The sequence below is a fragment of the Pseudoalteromonas sp. CF6-2 genome, assembly GCF_021729425.1.
Taxonomy (GTDB): Bacteria; Pseudomonadota; Gammaproteobacteria; order Enterobacterales; family Alteromonadaceae; genus Pseudoalteromonas; species Pseudoalteromonas arabiensis.
The window spans coordinates 378,345-394,647 of the sequence record NZ_CP091442.1 but is presented as its reverse complement, the minus strand read 5'-3'; the positions used below and the strand labels follow the sequence as shown (position 1 = coordinate 394,647).

Annotated in this window: 15 protein-coding genes; 4 read left to right on the top strand and 11 right to left on the bottom strand. The window is 41.2% G+C overall.

Annotated elements, in window-relative coordinates; genetic code table 11:
- Positions 1-708 carry a histidine utilization repressor gene (hutC, locus tag L3Q70_RS01900; RefSeq protein ID WP_062567282.1) on the top strand — a complete coding sequence of 236 codons (708 nt, stop codon included), beginning with the start codon at positions 1-3 and terminating at the stop codon, positions 706-708.
- A gap of 4 nt (positions 709-712) precedes the next feature.
- Here the strand turns inward: hutC and L3Q70_RS01895 are convergent, their stop codons facing one another.
- Entirely contained in the window at positions 713-1,483 is a 771-nt protein-coding gene (locus tag L3Q70_RS01895) for an NADP-binding protein (protein ID WP_062567281.1), read from the bottom strand.
- Between the two features lie 122 nt (positions 1,484-1,605).
- Here L3Q70_RS01895 and L3Q70_RS01890 point away from each other — a divergent pair, with 122 nt between their 5' ends.
- The gene (locus L3Q70_RS01890) at positions 1,606-3,633 is read left to right on the top strand and encodes a methyl-accepting chemotaxis protein (protein ID WP_062567280.1); all 2,028 of its coding nucleotides are present in this window, start codon (positions 1,606-1,608) and stop codon (positions 3,631-3,633) included.
- Here the strand turns inward: L3Q70_RS01890 and L3Q70_RS01885 are convergent.
- The 3 genes from L3Q70_RS01885 to L3Q70_RS01875 all read right to left on the bottom strand — a co-directional run bounded on the left by L3Q70_RS01885 (position 3,618) and on the right by L3Q70_RS01875 (position 4,860).
- Positions 3,618-3,830, bottom strand: coding sequence for a hypothetical protein (locus L3Q70_RS01885; RefSeq protein ID WP_062567279.1), 213 nt, complete (start codon positions 3,828-3,830; stop codon positions 3,618-3,620). The two genes, L3Q70_RS01890 and L3Q70_RS01885, sit on opposite strands and share 16 nt — an antisense overlap.
- 243 nt (positions 3,831-4,073) lie before the next feature.
- The gene (locus L3Q70_RS01880) at positions 4,074-4,232 is read right to left on the bottom strand and encodes a YqaE/Pmp3 family membrane protein (protein WP_064971745.1); all 159 of its coding nucleotides are present in this window, start codon (positions 4,230-4,232) and stop codon (positions 4,074-4,076) included.
- Positions 4,233-4,293: 61 nt separating this feature from the next.
- Positions 4,294-4,860 carry a BON domain-containing protein gene (locus L3Q70_RS01875; protein ID WP_062567278.1) on the bottom strand — a complete coding sequence of 189 codons (567 nt, stop codon included), beginning with the start codon at positions 4,858-4,860 and terminating at the stop codon, positions 4,294-4,296.
- Between the two features lie 329 nt (positions 4,861-5,189).
- Between L3Q70_RS01875 and L3Q70_RS01870 the strand changes: the two genes are divergently transcribed.
- Complete coding sequence (locus tag L3Q70_RS01870) at positions 5,190-5,849, top strand: LiaF domain-containing protein (protein WP_237114766.1); 660 nt, start codon at positions 5,190-5,192, stop codon at positions 5,847-5,849.
- Between the two features lie 108 nt (positions 5,850-5,957).
- Here L3Q70_RS01870 and L3Q70_RS01865 read toward each other — a convergent pair whose 3' ends face one another.
- Positions 5,958-6,374, bottom strand: a complete 417-nt coding sequence (locus L3Q70_RS01865) for a VOC family protein (RefSeq protein WP_062567276.1) — start codon at positions 6,372-6,374, stop codon at positions 5,958-5,960.
- Positions 6,375-6,504: 130 nt separating this feature from the next.
- Complete coding sequence (pmbA, locus tag L3Q70_RS01860) at positions 6,505-7,842, bottom strand: metalloprotease PmbA (protein WP_237114765.1); 1,338 nt, start codon at positions 7,840-7,842, stop codon at positions 6,505-6,507.
- Between the two features lie 137 nt (positions 7,843-7,979).
- Here pmbA and yjgA point away from each other — a divergent pair, with 137 nt between their 5' ends.
- Positions 7,980-8,501, top strand: a complete 522-nt coding sequence (yjgA, locus tag L3Q70_RS01855) for a ribosome biogenesis factor YjgA (protein ID WP_062567435.1) — start codon at positions 7,980-7,982, stop codon at positions 8,499-8,501.
- Positions 8,502-8,784: 283 nt separating this feature from the next.
- Here yjgA and L3Q70_RS01850 read toward each other — a convergent pair whose 3' ends face one another.
- The 5 genes from L3Q70_RS01850 to secA form a co-directional block, all read right to left on the bottom strand.
- Positions 8,785-9,231 (bottom strand): transposase, encoded by a 447-nt coding sequence (locus L3Q70_RS01850; protein ID WP_237114764.1) that lies wholly within the window; start codon positions 9,229-9,231, stop codon positions 8,785-8,787.
- Between the two features lie 111 nt (positions 9,232-9,342).
- On the bottom strand, positions 9,343-11,415 hold the full coding sequence (locus L3Q70_RS01845; protein ID WP_062567274.1) for a M13-type metalloendopeptidase: 2,073 nt from the start codon (positions 11,413-11,415) through the stop codon (positions 9,343-9,345).
- A gap of 275 nt (positions 11,416-11,690) precedes the next feature.
- Positions 11,691-12,695, bottom strand: coding sequence for an NAD-dependent epimerase (locus L3Q70_RS01840; protein WP_237114763.1), 1,005 nt, complete (start codon positions 12,693-12,695; stop codon positions 11,691-11,693).
- Positions 12,696-12,946: 251 nt separating this feature from the next.
- Entirely contained in the window at positions 12,947-13,348 is a 402-nt protein-coding gene (gene mutT, locus L3Q70_RS01835) for an 8-oxo-dGTP diphosphatase MutT (protein WP_237114762.1), read from the bottom strand.
- 61 nt (positions 13,349-13,409) lie between these two features.
- The gene (secA, locus tag L3Q70_RS01830) at positions 13,410-16,118 is read right to left on the bottom strand and encodes a preprotein translocase subunit SecA (RefSeq protein WP_237114761.1); all 2,709 of its coding nucleotides are present in this window, start codon (positions 16,116-16,118) and stop codon (positions 13,410-13,412) included.
- Between the last annotated feature and the right edge of the window lie 185 nt (positions 16,119-16,303).

Sequence of the window (16,303 nt, the reverse complement as noted above, 5' to 3'; positions counted from 1 at the left end):
ATGAGCATCACTAAATTCGCACAGATAAAGCAATTTATAGTTGATAATATTCGTTCCGGCCAATGGCAAGAAAACGATCGAGTACCGTCAGAGAATGAGTTAACGAATCAATTCAAAGTAAGTAGAATGACTGCAAGACGAGCATTAAGTGAACTGACAGATGCTGGTATTTTAACTCGTAGCCAAGGACTTGGAACCTTTGTTGCCAGTTTAAAGTCACAGTCTTCTCTCCTTGAGATAAAAAATATTGCCGATGAAGTAAAAGCTCGAAATGGCCAATACAGCTGTACTGTTTTAGTAATGGAATCAATACAAGCCATTGCACCTATTGCCATAGCATTAAGTGTTGATGTTGATAGCCATGTGTATCGAAGTGTTATTGTCCACAATGAAAATGAGCAACCACTACAAGTTGAAGAGCGTTTCGTCAATCCAAAGCTGGCTAAAGATTATTTGCAACAGAACTTTCACACCCTGACTCCCCACGAATATCTCTCAAGTGCAGCCCCATTAACAGAAGCAAGACACACTGTTGAAGCAATTATGCCAAACAGTGAAATGTGTCAGTGGCTCAACCTTTACAATGAAGAGCCTTGCCTGCAGGTTATTCGTCGAACTTGGTGCTCTGAGGGGATCGTAAGCTTTGCACGTTTAGTCTCCCCCGGCAGTAAGTATAGGCTAGGAGGGCATTTAACCTTTAAAAAATAACCGCTTAAATTGACCACTGATATTGAAAACCTAAAGACTCAATAGCCGATCCATCAATGATTCGCATCTTGGCCTCATCGCTGGTGAAACTTGGCTCAGAGGTACCCTGCTCGGCACACTTTTGTTGGTAATAATCAACTTTCGTTGGATGAGCAGGGTTGACTACATTATAGATTGCAGATGCATTAGGCCAACCTTCGATCAACTTGAAAATAGCATGAATAACATCGTCTCGATGCACCATATTGACGAGCTGTTGACTTGAACTCTTAAGCTCCTTACCTGCGACAAACCGCCCAGGTTCGCGGTTTGGCCCAACTAACCCCGCCAGCCGCAATACTTTACCACCCGCTTGCAGCACGCATTGTTCAGCATCATACAACAGCTGTTGGCGAGGTGACGAACATTCAATAGTACTTTGCTCTGTGTATGTATTATCAGCGTTGTTATATACACCCGTTGAAGAACATAAAATAAAGCCTCGGCATTGCAGCGATTTAGCTAACTCTAGACTGGCGGAAAGCGTCGCTAGATAATCACTTTGAGTGTCGCGGCTTTTAGGTGGAATAGCACATACCCACCACGCGTCTTTTAAAGAGACAGTGTGCTTTAATCCACCTGATTGTAATATCAATTGGCGTTGAAAGTCGTGGTCATGCTTGACCTCTCTTCCAGTGCCTTGCACCTGCCAACCTAATTTATTTGCCTTAAGACAAAGTGCTTCACCTAGCCAGCCAGCACCTAGCACCACTAATTTATTATCATTAACAACCACTTGGTAACATCCCCTTGTATTATGTATTATTTTATTAACAAACTTTACTTTGTCTTGTAGCGATTTGGGTGCAAATATGATTAGATAGATTACTCTAGCTAATAATAAAAACACGTGCACCTATGTTAAACAACCTCTCTTTACGTAAAAAAATATTACTTCTTATCGGTGGGACGATCAGTGTACTACTTATCATCGCATCGAGCTTTTTTGTTAGTCACATCGCTGACTTATCACGACAAGCAATTCAGCGAGAAGCTGACAGTTACCTACAAAGTGAGCGACTTTCAATGCAAGGTTACTTTGCTCGCTATGGTAAAGTTGTTGAAACTTTTATTACTAACCCACATTTAGTGAATTGGTTTGAAAATTGGACTGAGCGTGATCAACCACTTGATAACCAACCTGGGTACAACAGCATCAATCAAGACTTTGTACGCATTAGTGGTAATGATGACAATATTCTATCTGCTTTTTTTGCCTCAGCAACCACCGGTGAGTACTTTAAAGAAAATGAACGTACTACACACTTTAACGGTGACCCTTATTACGCTTATAAACGTGGTTGGTGGCAAGATGCTCTAGCAATAAATAAGCTCTATGTCGGCCCTATTTCCGTTGACTTAACCACAGGCAATGCGTCAGCGGTTGTACAACAACCAGTGTATAACAAACAAAATAAACTCATTGGTTTTGGTGGTGTCGACTTACAGCTCAACAATATTAACGACATGGTCGAAAATATTCGTTTCAATGGTCAAGGATTTGGTTTTTTACTTGATGGCAACCAAAAAGTTGTGCACCTTTCGAAACGAACAGGTCACAAACTATCAATTACCGACGAAGGCCCAAATGGCAAAGAAGGCCTAGAAGCGCTAGAGAAACAGTTTAACGATACATCAGGCTTTAGCGAATTAAATCGCATTATGAAAAGTAAAAAAGACGGTAGTAGCTTCATCACTTTTAAAGGTGAGCAGTATTACGTTGTCTTCAATCGCCTTGAATTAGAAACCCCTTATCTTGATTGGTATGTAGGTATTTTAATTCCGACCAGCATGATTGATGAGCCTGTCAATGATGCGGTAATGACAACCACAACATCAGTGTTCATTATTCTTACGATTATCATTGCAATGATCTTTTGGGCTACGCAAATGATCACCAAACCGCTGACTAAACTAACTTACATTATGCGTGATATCGCCTCAGGAGATGGCGACCTGACACAAAAAATTGATATAAAAAGTCACGATGAAGTGGGCCAATTAGCCCTGCATATGAACACCTTTATTGATAAATTGCGTGCAATGATGCTCAATACTGCAGCACAAGCGGAGCAGTTAAGCCAAGCAGCTTCACAGCTAAAAACAGTATCTCAAAAGACCAATGATGAAATTCAACAAGAAAAGCGACAAGTAGACAGTGTTAGTGCAGCTGTCACTGAAATGGCCTCAACAGTACTCGAAATTTCGCGCAATGCACAAAATACCAATAATGCAGCTGAACAAGTACAAACCATTACTGTTGATGGCACAAACCGTTCTACACAGGCTCAATCAGTCATGACCGCATTGGCAAGCCACATTGGTGAAGCGTCTAAAGTCGTTGCTGGTCTTGAGCAAGAAAGCGGTAATATTGGTGCCGTCATCGATGTAATCAACTCTATTGCAGAACAAACTAATTTACTGGCCCTTAATGCTGCCATTGAAGCAGCGCGTGCAGGCGAGCAAGGTCGAGGTTTTGCAGTGGTTGCTGACGAAGTACGTTCATTAGCTAGCCGTACGCAAGAGTCAACAGATGATATTCGTAATATGATCAGCAGGTTACAGCAGAGTGCTCAACAAGCATCCACGATGATGCAACAAGGGCAAGAACGCGCTGAGGGCTCTGTTGAACAAACACAAATTGTACTGACAGCACTGCAAGACATCGCACAATCAGTGACAAACGTACAAGATCAAAGTCATCAAATTGCGACCTCTACGGAGCAACAAACAGTGGTGGCAGAAGATATCAATAACAGCCTTGCGGCTATTAATCATTTAGTGAATAGCACAGCAGATCATGCTCATGAATTGGCTGATGAAGCCCGTGATTTGAATGAATTAGCAGTGTCACTAAATAGAACTGTTAATCAGTTTAAATTATAAAGATAAATTGCTGATGTGATTAAAAACCCGATATCACCTGAAGATGATAATATCGGGTTTTTATCGTCAGCCTTCCCTGTTACCTGTGGTGCAACTGCTTTCGCATGATCCATAAAGTCTTGCCACTGCTGCTTATTCCATAAAGCAACTCCTTGCTGATCCGTTCCTTGTTTTGATTGCGTTTGTACTTGTTCCATATAGTCACCTCCTTACGCTAGCTTCATCCATTTTAGGTTCCTTACCATTTGCTGCTCCTTAGCAATTATCCTTTCACCTTTTCCATAAAGCGTTGCCATTGTGCGCTTGTCCATAACGCCTTGTTACTTCCTTGCTTTCCATTGTGCTTTGCTACGTTTTCCATTATGTAACTCCTTGCGGTTTATAATCCGTTACTCCTACAGCGTTTCCTTGCTGTGCTCCTAAATCATCCTTGTGTGCAATTATCGTTTAGCAATAATATACACAGCATGAATCAAGCCTGGAATGTACCCTAATAGAGTTAAAAGAATATTAATCCAGAATTGTGCACCTAAACCTACCTGTAAAAATACACCTAATGGGGGAATTAAAACTGACAATATAATGCGAATTAAATCCATGATTCACTCCTTGAAAATAAAATAAAAACCCAGCCAAAGCTGGGCTTTCATTAATTACTTATTATTCAGCAACAATCGTTAATTCATCGATTACTTTGCGAACATCTTCAGCATTTTCTGCAATGCTTACTGCAAGTTGTTTTTCAGCTTCAGATTCAACGGTACCTTTAAGGGTTACAACACCATTATCAGTATCTACATCGATATCAGTACCACCTACTTCTGAGTTAAATAGGAAGCGTGTAGTAATTACAGTGCTGATTTTTGCATCTGTTAAGTCACTTTCAGCTGAGTCGCCCATATCTTTTTTGGCGTGCTTAGTCTTCATGTCTTTTACAACTGTAAGCTTGTTTTCAACATCAGTTACGCCGTCTAAGCTCAGTACTAGCTCTTCCGCTAATTCTTTATCAAGCTCACTTTTCACTTTACCAGTTAGTACAACCTTGCCATTTTTTACATCTGTGTTGATATCAAAGTTGTTTAGATTTGTGTTCATTAAAAGAACAGTTTCTGCCTTACCATCAATCCAAGCATCTTTACTTTCATTTTCCCAGCTGCTTGCCTGAGCTGACATGCTAGTAGCACCAATAACTAACGCGGCAATCATAGACTTGTTGAATGTATTCATAATCTTTCTCCTTTTGATTAAAGACGAATTAACTAATGCGACTTTAATGCCAACTATTTAACCCTTATATATCAACACCTTATGGATTTAGTCATATAATGGTTATATTCTTCTCGGTAACAATTTACAGGCTGCTCGGTAATAAGTTCACAATGTTGCAAAAATGACCAATTAGTTGCAGATAATATTAATCTATGGTTAATTTAACGAAGTTACTAACAAGCCAAAAAACACAATACATTGATTTTTATATAAATAAACTTTGGCCTGAGCTTTGCTACATATCCAATAACAGAACAATCACTTTATAATTACAACAGGGAACTACCATGGCCGTTAAACTTGAAGATCGCCCAATCGATCAAGTAAGAGAAGAAGTCATCGATCAACTCATTTATAACTACAGTCATGCCGTTATTTCAGCTGAGGCATTTGAACGCCGACTAGATCAAGCAATGTCAGCCACCAGCAACGAAGTACTTGTTGAGCTTGTTGCTGACTTAGCGCTAAAAGCTGATACTGATTACAAATCACATAAACATGCTCAATTTAAACCTCACTACAGTCATAGCAATGATAATGAAAACTTACAGTTACGTAGTATTCTTGGTTCAAATGAACGCAGCGGCCAGTGGCTTGTGCCAAAAGAAATTCACCTCACAAACTGCCTAGGTTCAATTGAGCTCGACTTTAGTGAAGCGATTTTCCAGCATCAGCATGTCACTATTTACGTAAACTGTATTTTAGGTAACGACGAGATCTACGTGCCTGAACACGTTAATGTGGTATCTAAACTGTTTAGCGTTATTGGCAGCGTAGAAAACAAGTCAGTTGCTCTAAATAAAGGTCAGGGCCCAACCATTACCATTGAAGGTAACGTATGGCTAGGCTCAGTGGAGATCAAAGTAAAGCGTACCATGAAAGAAAAGTTCATCAGCTTTGCCAATAGCCTAAAAGCCAGTTGGAAAGAAATGAATAGGGTGCAGTAAAAGTTGCGAGGTATTGTAGGCGCGATTTTACATCGCGCAATAGGTAACCAATGACGCGGGGTCAACCCGCAGCTACAACTACCGCGCGACATAAATTTCCCGGCAACATCAAAGATCATTATTCCTTTCACTTGGAATATCACTGAAATACTCTACAAACTCAACTTCAAAACCTGCGGGGTCGATAAAGTAAACATTTTTTCGGTATGGATTTTCTGGACCCCGTTTATCAATTTCATAACCGGCTGAAACAAGACGTTCAATGACGGCGTTAATGTCGTTTGTCACATAAGCAAAATGGGCAAGGCCAACTTGATGACCCGCTAAATCACGATTTTCATCTTCACCGTTATCACTCAGTGCAAGGTATTGGTAATCATCACCAAAGTGCAGCCATTTGCGTGGTTTGCCAGACCATGTGCTGTCACCTTGACTACGCACACGCCAGTGCGGGAATGCGACTTTATAAAAGTGCAGCATGGCATCAACATTACTAACAACAAGGTTTACGTGTTCTAAATACATGGTAGTTTTCCTTTTTATTTTTAAACTGCCACCAAGATAAAACCTCAAGTTAAGTTTAGGTAAAGCGTTTTTTCAAATAAAAAAGCCCCACTAAAGTGAGGCTTTTAAAAAATGATTAATTATTGATGAATTAACTACCCGCAACCTGCATTTGTTCAATTAATACAGAGCCTGTTTGAATACCGCCACGACGCTCAATGTCACCACCTAAGCCAACGACCGCTTTAAACATATCTTTTAAGTTACCAGCAATTGTGATTTCACTTACAGGATATTGGATTTCACCATTCTCAACCCAGAAACCCGCTGCGCCACGTGAGTAATCACCAGTCACCGTGTTCACACCTTGACCCATAAGTTCAGTTACCAATAAGCCTGTGCCCATGGTTTTTAATAGCGCTTTCAAATCGGCATGGGTTTGTTCAACTAGCCAGTTATGAATACCACCAGCATGACCCGTTGGTGCCATCGATAGTTTACGCGCTGCATAGCTTGCTAACAGGTAAGTTTGCAGCTCACCACCTTGAATAATTTCACGATCGACGGTTTTTAAACCTTCAGCATCAAACGGTGAAGACGCTAAACCTTTTAATAAATGCGGGCGCTCAGAGATATTCACACAATCGCTAAATACTTTAGTCCCTAGGCTATCAAGCAAGAAACTCGATTTACGATAAAGCGCACCACCGCCAATCGCCGACACTAAATGACCGAATAATGAATTGGCAATATCTGCTCTAAAGATAACAGGCACTTTCATAGTACCGAGCTTTTGGCTATTAAGTTTAGCCAAGGTTTCTGTTGCCGCTTCGAGGCCCACTTTTGCAGCGTCGTTTAAATCATCTTTATGGCGCGCTACGGTATACGCAGAATCGCGCTGCATTTGCTCGCCTTCTTTACCAATCACCATAGTGCTAATGCTATGACGCGTGCGCGGGTAACCTGCAACCATGCCATGGCTGTTACCATAAACACGTAAACCTTGGTGAGAAGAAAAACTCGCCCCATCTGAATTGACAATACGCTTATCGGCGTTTAATGCCGCCTGCTCTGCTTGATGACAAAGTTCAATACCTTGCTCTGGGCTTACTTCCCACGGGTGGTATAAATCTAAATCGAGTGGCGCAAACTCAAGTAGCTCTTTATCAGCGATTCCATTGTATGGATCATCAGAAGTGAATTTTGCGATATCAATGGCTTTTTCGACCACTGTACGTAATGTTTTAGGGTTTAAGTCGGCCGTTGAAGCAGAGCCTTTGTTATTACCCACATAAACACTGATACCTAAGCCACCGTCTTGGTTAAACTCTATTGTTTCAACTTCGCCCATGCGCGTGCTGACAGACAAACCTGAGGTGCTCGACATCGCCGCTTCTGCTGCAGTTGCACCGAGCTTTTTTGCATGCTCTAGCACTTCGCTGACCGCGTCTTTAACTTCAGAAATGTGTTGATAAATAGGATCTTTCATCTTGTGTGTCCTAGGTTCTGCTATTTTTTATAGTGTAACGAATGCTAACACACTGCGAGACGTGCATCAGCTAATATTAATCATTAACTAAATGACGTATAATAGCCAATAGTTAAGTTTACTGAATGAGCATCCTTATGGCGAAGAAGAAAAAGCCACTTATCGAAGAAGAAATTATTTACGTATCAAAAAGCGAATTAAAACGTGAAGCCATGCAATATCATGGTCTGGGTGCTGAAATCGCAAAAATGCCGAAAAAGCAACGTGATCGTTTACCGCTCAATCACGATTTAAAAGAAGCGTTAGTTGTTTCTGATAAAGTCAGTGATAAGAGTGATGCTTACCGCCGTAACTTAAACTACATCGCCAAAGTATTACGTACCACAGAAAACGTGGACGAAATTCAGGCCATGATTGACATCATGCTGAACAAAAATAACCAAGCTGATGTATTAATGAATAAAATCGAAAAGCTTCGAGATGATTTAATCAAGCAAGGTGATGACTTAATTAATCCAACGATTGAGCAATATCCAGCACTTGAGCGCCAAAAAATGCGCCAGTTAGTGCGTGGCGCTGCCAAAGAAGTCAAAGCAGAAAAACCAGCTAAGAGTTACAAAGAATTATTCCAGTATCTGAAAGATGCAATTATGGTTTAAATCCCTTCGCGCGAAATAAATTTCACGCCTACATCAATCGTAGCCGTCATGCTTGCAGGGCGCGTTTGAAACACCACACAACCTGAAACCTTTGCGCGAAATAAATTTCACGCCTACAGCAATCGTAGGCGTCATGCTTGCAGAGCGCATTTGAAACGCCACACAACCTGAAAACTTTGCGCGAAATAAATTTCACGCCTACATCAATCGTAGGCGTCATGATCGCAGGACGCGTCTGAAACGCCACACAACCTGAAACCTTTGCGCGAAATAAATTTCACGCCTACAGCCAAATACTATTCCAAAATGGATAATCGCCGACGCTTTTAACTAAATTGGCACGTAGAGGATTGGCAACTATATAACGAGCTTGGTTTAATAAATCACTTTCATCTCTAATCAAGTGATCATAAAAATTACCTTGCCAGATAACTACTTTCCTGCCCATTTTCTTGCGAATAGAGAGAGTTACTAGGCTTTTATAATGCTTTACAACTTGAGATAAATTGTGCTTTGGATACAACCGAAATATCCAATGTAAATGATCCGGCATTAACACAAAACAGATTGTTTCTACTTTATCTTCTAAATAATAAAGGGTCTTAGCTGCAATAGCGCCATGACAGAAGTCTTTGAAAATAGACTGCCGCCCGTAACAACACAAAGTTACCGAATAGTAGCTATTTGCTTTTGAAATACGCCCTTTAAGTCTCTTCTTTGATGATACCATCTCGTACCCATTTCAGTTAAACTAAAAAATGAGCATAAGCAGTAATACAAAAATGTAAAACAAAAAAGGCTCTGAGCGTTCACTCAGAGCCTTTTTTAAATCAATAATCCATTACCAGATTTTTACGCGATCTTCTGGTTTGATATACATCTTGTCGCCTTCTTTCACATCAAATGCCTGATAGAACTCTGGCATGTTTGAAAGAATACCGATTACACGGTAATGGCTTGGTGAATGAGGGTCTGTCATTAGGCGGTTACGTAACTCTTCGTCACGGTACTTACGACGCCAAATTTGTGACCACCCCATGAAGAAACGCTGATCACCTGTGTAACCATCAATGATAGGCGCTTTTTCATCACCCAGTGATAATTGATAAGCAGTATAAGCGACGGTTAAGCCGCCTAAGTCACCAATGTTTTCACCAAGTGTAAGCTCACCATTTACGCTAGCATCTTCAAATGGCTTGTATTCATTGTATTGAGCAACTAACTGGCCGGTGCGCTCTTCAAACTGTTTAAGGTCTGATTCGCTCCACCAGTTACGTAAGTTACCGTCACCATCATACTTAGCACCTTGGTCATCAAAACCATGACCTAGCTCGTGACCAATGACCGCACCAATTGCACCATAGTTAACAGCATCATCTGCTTCTAGGTTAAAGAATGGTGGTTGTAAGATAGCCGCTGGGAATACAATTTCGTTGTTCACTGGGTTATAGTAAGCATTTACTGTTTGTGGTGTCATATGCCACTCAGAACGATCAACAGGCTTACCTAGTTTTGCCGTCATATCTGCAAATTCCCACTCACTATGGCGAATGTAATTACCCACTAGGTCATCACCTTTCATTTCAAGTGCTGAGTAGTCTTTCCACTTATCTGGGTAGCCAATTTTAGGTGTGAACTTATCAAGTTTTGCTTTCGCAGCAATTTTTGTTTCTGGGCTCATCCACTCAAGGTTTTCAATTGCTACTGCGTAACCTTTGATCACGTTATCAACTAACTCTTCCATGCGCGCTTTCGCTTCAGGCGGGAAGTTGTCTTTAACGTACACTTTACCCAACATTTCACCTAATACACCGTTTGATGCATCAACGGCTTTTTTCCAAAGTGGTGACTGCTCTGTCACACCGCGCAGTGTTGTGCTGTAGAAATCAAAGTTAAGATCAACAAGCTCTTTATCTAATAGCGCTGAGTAGTTACTTACAAAGTGGAACTTAAGGTAGTTCTGCCAAGTTGCTAAGTCTGTATCACTGTAGATACCTGCAAATTTTTCTAGGTAGCTAGGTTGGCGAACAATGACATCTTCAGTCTTGATGCCTGACGCATCAAGGTAAGCAGCAAAATCAAAGTCACCAGTAAGTTTGTTGGCATCTGCAACGCTCATCTTGTTGTAAGATTTAGTTGCATCACGGCTTTCTACTCGGCTCCACTGTGCATCAGCAATACGTGTTTCAAGATCAATAATAGCTTTAGCCGCAGATTCTGCATCAGCGACACCCGCTTTGCTTAAGATAGCGGTTACGTATGCTTGATAAGCTTCACGAATTTTTGTGAATTTTTCATCATCTTTTAGGTAGTAGTCGCGATCGGGTAAACCTAAGCCAGACTGATAAACATACATCGCGTTTTCGCTAGAGTTTTTCGCGTCGTTATTTACGTACCAACCAAACGGCAAGTTACCGCCTTTAATGCGAAGTTCAGCCATTAAAGCAACAAGATCAGACTTGCTCTTTACAGCATCAACGCTTTCAAGTACTGGCGATAATGGTTTGATGCCTGCCGCTTCACGAGCGGCTTCATCCATGTAGCTGTTATAGAATGCAGCGAGTTTTGCTTCATCAGAACCTGGCTTAACATTGGTATTTGCGGCCGCTTTTTCGAGTACTTCTTTCATCGCTTTTTGCGAATCATCATAAAGCTGAGTAAATGAACCGTAGTTTGATTTATCACCAGGAATGTCTGTTTTTTCTAACCATTCGCCGTTTACGTGATAGTAAAAGTCATCTTGTGCGCGAACAGACTTGTCCATGTTCGCCAGTTCAATACCTGAATTTAAAGGCGCTTTTGCTTCAGTGACGGCAGCAGTTGCTGGTGCTTTAGTTTCTTGTTCTTTTTCACCACAACCAACAAGACCGAGCGCAAGTGCGATACTTGCCGCGGTAAGTGTTACTTTTTTCATGAGGTTCCCGTACTTATCGTATAGTTAGAGGTATTTTCGAAATACTACGAATAGGCAGTCTTTCGCTTTGTCCATCATAAACCTCTCAAGCAAAACAATAAAATCGAATATGTAACAATTCTTATCAAAAGCGATGAGTCGCATATTTAAGCGATAGTGTGAAACAAATAGGCGCTTATTTTGTAAGGTCGTTATTACTTAAATAAAGATAATAGTTACCTTACAAACATCCGCAGGTCGAAGCTCAATCATCTATTGTATTTGGGCTTTATAATTTAGCCATAAAATGATTTATACCAAGTAACCAACTTTGTTACACCCTCTTCTAAACCAATAGCAGGTTTGTAACCTGTTGCAGCAAATAAGTCTTGGGTATCTGCAAATGTTTTATAAACATCACCGGCCTGCATTTCTCGAAAGTTTTTCTTTGCCTCAATACCCAGCTCAGACTCGATTGCTTCAATAAACTTCATTAGATTTATAGGGCTACCATGGCCAATGTTATAAACACGGTACGGAGCAGAACTTGTCGAAGGTGAACCAGTCTCTACTCGCCAATGATCATTACGCTCTGGAATAACATCTGCCGCCCTAATAACGCCCTCAACGATATCATCAATATAAGTAAAATCGCGCCACATATCGCCATTGTTATTGATATCTATTGTTTCATCAGCAAGCATCTTTTTAGTAAAAATAAAAGGCGCCATATCTGGGCGACCCCATGGGCCGTATACAGTGAAAAAGCGTAACCCTGTGGTGGGTAAATCATATAAATGCGAGTAACTATGCGCCATTAACTCATTCGCTTTTTTAGTTGCTGCATAAAATGATACAGGATGATCAACGCTATCTTTTGTTTCAAATGGTGTTTTTTCATTTAAACCATACACAGAACTAGAAGACGCATACACTAGATGTGCTACCTTGTTATGGCGACATCCCTCTAAAATATTTAAGTGCCCAACTAAGTTTGAATCGGCGTATGAATCAGGATTTTCAATCGAATAACGCACACCAGCTTGAGCCGCCAAGTGAATAACGCGTTCAAACTTTTCTACTTCGAATAACTCAGCCATTTCAACGCGATTCGCTATATCAAGCTTTTTAAAAGAAAAGCGCTCATGAGATTCAAATTGAGCCAATCGAGCCAGTTTTAAATTAACATCGTAATAATCATTTAAATTATCGATACCTATAACATCATGCCCTGCGTTCAATAGCTTTTGGCACGTCGCAGCACCAATAAAACCCGCGGCTCCGGTGACTAAATATTTCATTGTTAACCTTAAAAAAGAGGTTCAGCACTAAACGCTGACAAAAAACAAAAGTGTAGGTCAATAACCACTGAATAGAGAAGCTATGATACCGTAAACAAGTAAGGCATATACTATTAGAATATATTTATCATACGCTATTTAGTGTCGTTTTATTTTATATCAGCACTTTTGATAGAGAAAGAGGGAATTACACACCACCAAGCGGACAATGGCTTGCAGGGCGCTTTTAAATTTCACACTTTCACCAAAGCTTATTGCTCGTATTTTTGCTTTATCTTTTCAACTATTTCTACATTGGCTGCAGGAAAGGCGTAACTATCAAGTTCATTAATTGCTACCCACTTCCCTTGTTGCCCCTCTGCGCCATGAGCAGTGCCTTTGAAGTTATCAACAATATGCACATCTAAACGAACGCATTTATCGCCATAGTCATGTTCGATCACCATTAGCGCTTCACTGCCGTTAACAGTTAGATTTACTTCTTCTAACAGCTCACGCTGTAGCGCTGCAAATACGCTTTCGCCCTGCTCGACCTTACCACCAGGGAACTCCCATAAGCCGCCTTGGTGTTTGTCATCTGGACGTTTACAGATAAATAGCTGCTGATCTTTATAAATAACGCCGACTGCAACATGCACTATTTTTTTAGTCATTTTATATTTCCTCAATCATAAAAAAAGCGACGCAAGCGTCGCTTTTTTCCCAGAGTTTAGGTTACTTTAATTTACCACAACACTGTTTGAATTTTTGGCCTGAACCACAAGGACACGGTTCATTACGACCGACTTTTGGTTCTGCACGATGGCTAACCACTGCATCTTGTGGTGTTTCGCCACCAAGGTGCTCTGCCTCTTCGTGCTGGTATTCACGCGGTGCATTTTCGCTCTTACGATGTTGCTCTTCAACTTTTTCAACATCTTCTTCAGCGCGAACTTGTACTTTACTCAAAATACCGACAACGTCGACTTTTAAGTTCTCAAGCATTTCAGAGAATAACTCGAACGACTCACGCTTATATTCTTGCTTCGGATTCTTCTGCGCATAGCCACGCAAGTGAATACCTTGACGAAGGTGATCCATCGCTGCCAAGTGATCTTTCCAATGTTGATCAAGACTTTGTAGCATAATTGCTTTTTCGAATTGACGTAGTACAGACTCACCTACCATCTCTTCTTTTTGCTTATATGCTTGCTCAACCGCTTCTTCAATACGCTCTCGAAGTTTTTCTTCGTACAGTTTATTATCATCAGCTAACCATTGTGCAATAGGTAGCTCGATTAAGAAATCCTGCTTTAAACGTTCTTCAAGGCCTGGAATATCCCACATTTCAGCTAGGCTTTGCGGCGCAATGTATTGGTCAATCGTACCGTTTAGCACATCGCTGCGAATAGCTGTGATAGTTTCTGAAATATCGCCTTCTTCAAGTAGCTCATTACGTTGTGAGTAAACAACACGACGTTGATCGTTTGCTACATCATCGTACTCAAGTAATTGTTTACGAACGTCGAAGTTACGCGCTTCAACTTTACGTTGTGCGTTTTCGATTGCACGGTTAACCCAAGGATGCTCAATCGCTTCACCGCGTTGCATACCTAGCTTACGCATCATGTTCGTCATACGCTCACCAGCAAAGATACGCATTAATGCGTCATCCATTGATAAGTAGAAACGGCTTGAACCGGCATCACCTTGACGACCCGAGCGACCACGTAACTGGTTATCGATACGACGAGATTCATGACGCTCAGTACCAATGATATGTAAGCCACCCGCTTCGATTACCGCGTCGTGACGTTTTTGCCACGCTTCTTTAATCGCTTTGATTTGCTCATCAGTTGGCTCTTCAAGCTTTTCAACCTCACTTTGCCAGTTACCACCTAACACGATATCGGTACCACGACCGGCCATGTTAGTTGCAATGGTTACTGTGCCAGGTAAGCCCGCGTCAGCAACAATGTCTGCTTCTTGGGCATGGAATTTCGCATTAAGTACATTGTGCTTAATTTTTTCTTTACGCAAGAACTGCGATAAGTACTCAGAACTTTCGATAGAAATAGTACCCACAAGTACCGGTTGACCACGCTCTTGACAATCTTTGATATCAGCAAGGATTGCTTCGTACTTTTCTTCTTGTGTAAGGTAGACAAGGTCAGCACGATCGTCACGGATCATCGGTTTGTTCGTTGGCATTACGACTGTGTCGAGACCGTAGATAGACTGGAACTCAAACGCTTCTGTGTCTGCTGTACCTGTCATACCCGCTAATGTGTCGTATAAACGGAAGTAGTTTTGGAATGTGATTGATGCCAATGTTTGGTTTTCGTTTTGAATGCGTACACCTTCTTTTGCTTCAACAGCTTGGTGTAAACCCTCTGACCAACGGCGACCTTCCATTGTACGGCCTGTATGCTCATCAACAATGATAACTTCGTTTTCTTTAACAACGTAATCAACGTCTTTTTGATACAGCTTATGAGCACGAAGCGCCGCATACACATGGCTTAATAATGTGATGCTGGAGGCTGAATAAAGTGAATCGCCTTCTTCAATTAAGCCGCGCTCGATCAGTAGTTCTTCAACTTTAACTTGACCACGTTCAGTTAAGTGAACTTGCTTAGACTTTTCGTCGATAGTGTAGTCGCCGTCGCCTTCAACGCCTTCTTCATCTTCTTTTTCTTGTAGCTCAAGTTCTGGCACAATTTTGTTGATTTCGATGTAAAGCTCAGAGCTATCTTCAGCAGGGCCTGAGATAATAAGCGGCGTACGCGCTTCATCGATTAGGATTGAATCCACCTCATCCACTACTGCGTAGTAAAGTGGGCGTTGCACACGCTCTTCAATGCTAAATGCCATGTTATCGCGCAGGTAATCAAAGCCAAATTCATTATTCGTACCATAAGTAATGTCAGCAGCGTAAGCGATTTTCTTTTGCTGTGGCATCATACCCGGTACGTTACAGCCTACTGTTAGGCCTAAGAATTCAAATAATGGACGGTTAGTTTCCGCATCACGTTTTGCAAGGTAGTCGTTCACGGTAATTACGTGAACACCTTTGCCTGTTAAACCACGTAGGTAGGCAGGCAATGTTGCCGTTAATGTTTTACCTTCACCGGTACGCATCTCTGCGATACGACCTTGATGTAAAACCATACCACCTAGTAACTGTACATCGAAGTGACGCATGCCATTTACACGCTTAGATGCTTCACGTACCACAGCAAATGCTTCTGGTAAGATATCATCTAGGCTTTGTCCGTTATCGTAACGCTCTCTAAATTCCGCTGTTTTTGCTTTTAGATCTTCATCAGAAAGCGCCTCTAATTGCGTTTCAAGCGCATTGATCAGTGCGACCGTCTTTCTTAGGTTTTTAATAGTGCGGTCATTGCGACTACCAAAAATCTTGGTAAATAAATTAGATATCATGATAAAACCGTTACAATATATTCTTTGTTAGCTAGTCGTTAGCTAACCCACTTTCTTTAATTGATAATTAATATGCGCTTATGCTCATGATGTAGGGCATATTAATTAACAATTTATCAGTACGCTGTTTAAAACACAGCTTATTTCGTGCGCTATCATACCAGAGTCTGCGCAACATCAAACCT

Excerpts from the sequence above, each read along its gene's own strand:
- secA (WP_237114761.1), bottom strand. The coding sequence starts at position 16,118 with ATGATATCTAATTTATTTACCAAGATTTTTGGTAGTCGCAATGACCGC.
- L3Q70_RS01870 (WP_237114766.1), top strand. The coding sequence starts at position 5,190 with ATGGCCGTTAAACTTGAAGATCGCCCAATCGATCAAGTAAGAGAAGAA.
- L3Q70_RS01885 (WP_062567279.1), bottom strand. The coding sequence starts at position 3,830 with ATGGAACAAGTACAAACGCAATCAAAACAAGGAACGGATCAGCAAGGA.
- pmbA (WP_237114765.1), bottom strand. The coding sequence starts at position 7,842 with ATGAAAGATCCTATTTATCAACACATTTCTGAAGTTAAAGACGCGGTC.
- L3Q70_RS01840 (WP_237114763.1), bottom strand. The coding sequence starts at position 12,695 with ATGAAATATTTAGTCACCGGAGCCGCGGGTTTTATTGGTGCTGCGACG.
- L3Q70_RS01890 (WP_062567280.1), top strand. The coding sequence starts at position 1,606 with ATGTTAAACAACCTCTCTTTACGTAAAAAAATATTACTTCTTATCGGT.
- L3Q70_RS01865 (WP_062567276.1), bottom strand. The coding sequence starts at position 6,374 with ATGTATTTAGAACACGTAAACCTTGTTGTTAGTAATGTTGATGCCATG.
- L3Q70_RS01850 (WP_237114764.1), bottom strand. The coding sequence starts at position 9,231 with ATGGTATCATCAAAGAAGAGACTTAAAGGGCGTATTTCAAAAGCAAAT.
- L3Q70_RS01845 (WP_062567274.1), bottom strand. The coding sequence starts at position 11,415 with ATGAAAAAAGTAACACTTACCGCGGCAAGTATCGCACTTGCGCTCGGT.
- L3Q70_RS01880 (WP_064971745.1), bottom strand. The coding sequence starts at position 4,232 with ATGGATTTAATTCGCATTATATTGTCAGTTTTAATTCCCCCATTAGGT.
- mutT (WP_237114762.1), bottom strand. The coding sequence starts at position 13,348 with ATGACTAAAAAAATAGTGCATGTTGCAGTCGGCGTTATTTATAAAGAT.
- L3Q70_RS01875 (WP_062567278.1), bottom strand. The coding sequence starts at position 4,860 with ATGAATACATTCAACAAGTCTATGATTGCCGCGTTAGTTATTGGTGCT.
- yjgA (WP_062567435.1), top strand. The coding sequence starts at position 7,980 with ATGGCGAAGAAGAAAAAGCCACTTATCGAAGAAGAAATTATTTACGTA.
- hutC (WP_062567282.1), top strand. The coding sequence starts at position 1 with ATGAGCATCACTAAATTCGCACAGATAAAGCAATTTATAGTTGATAAT.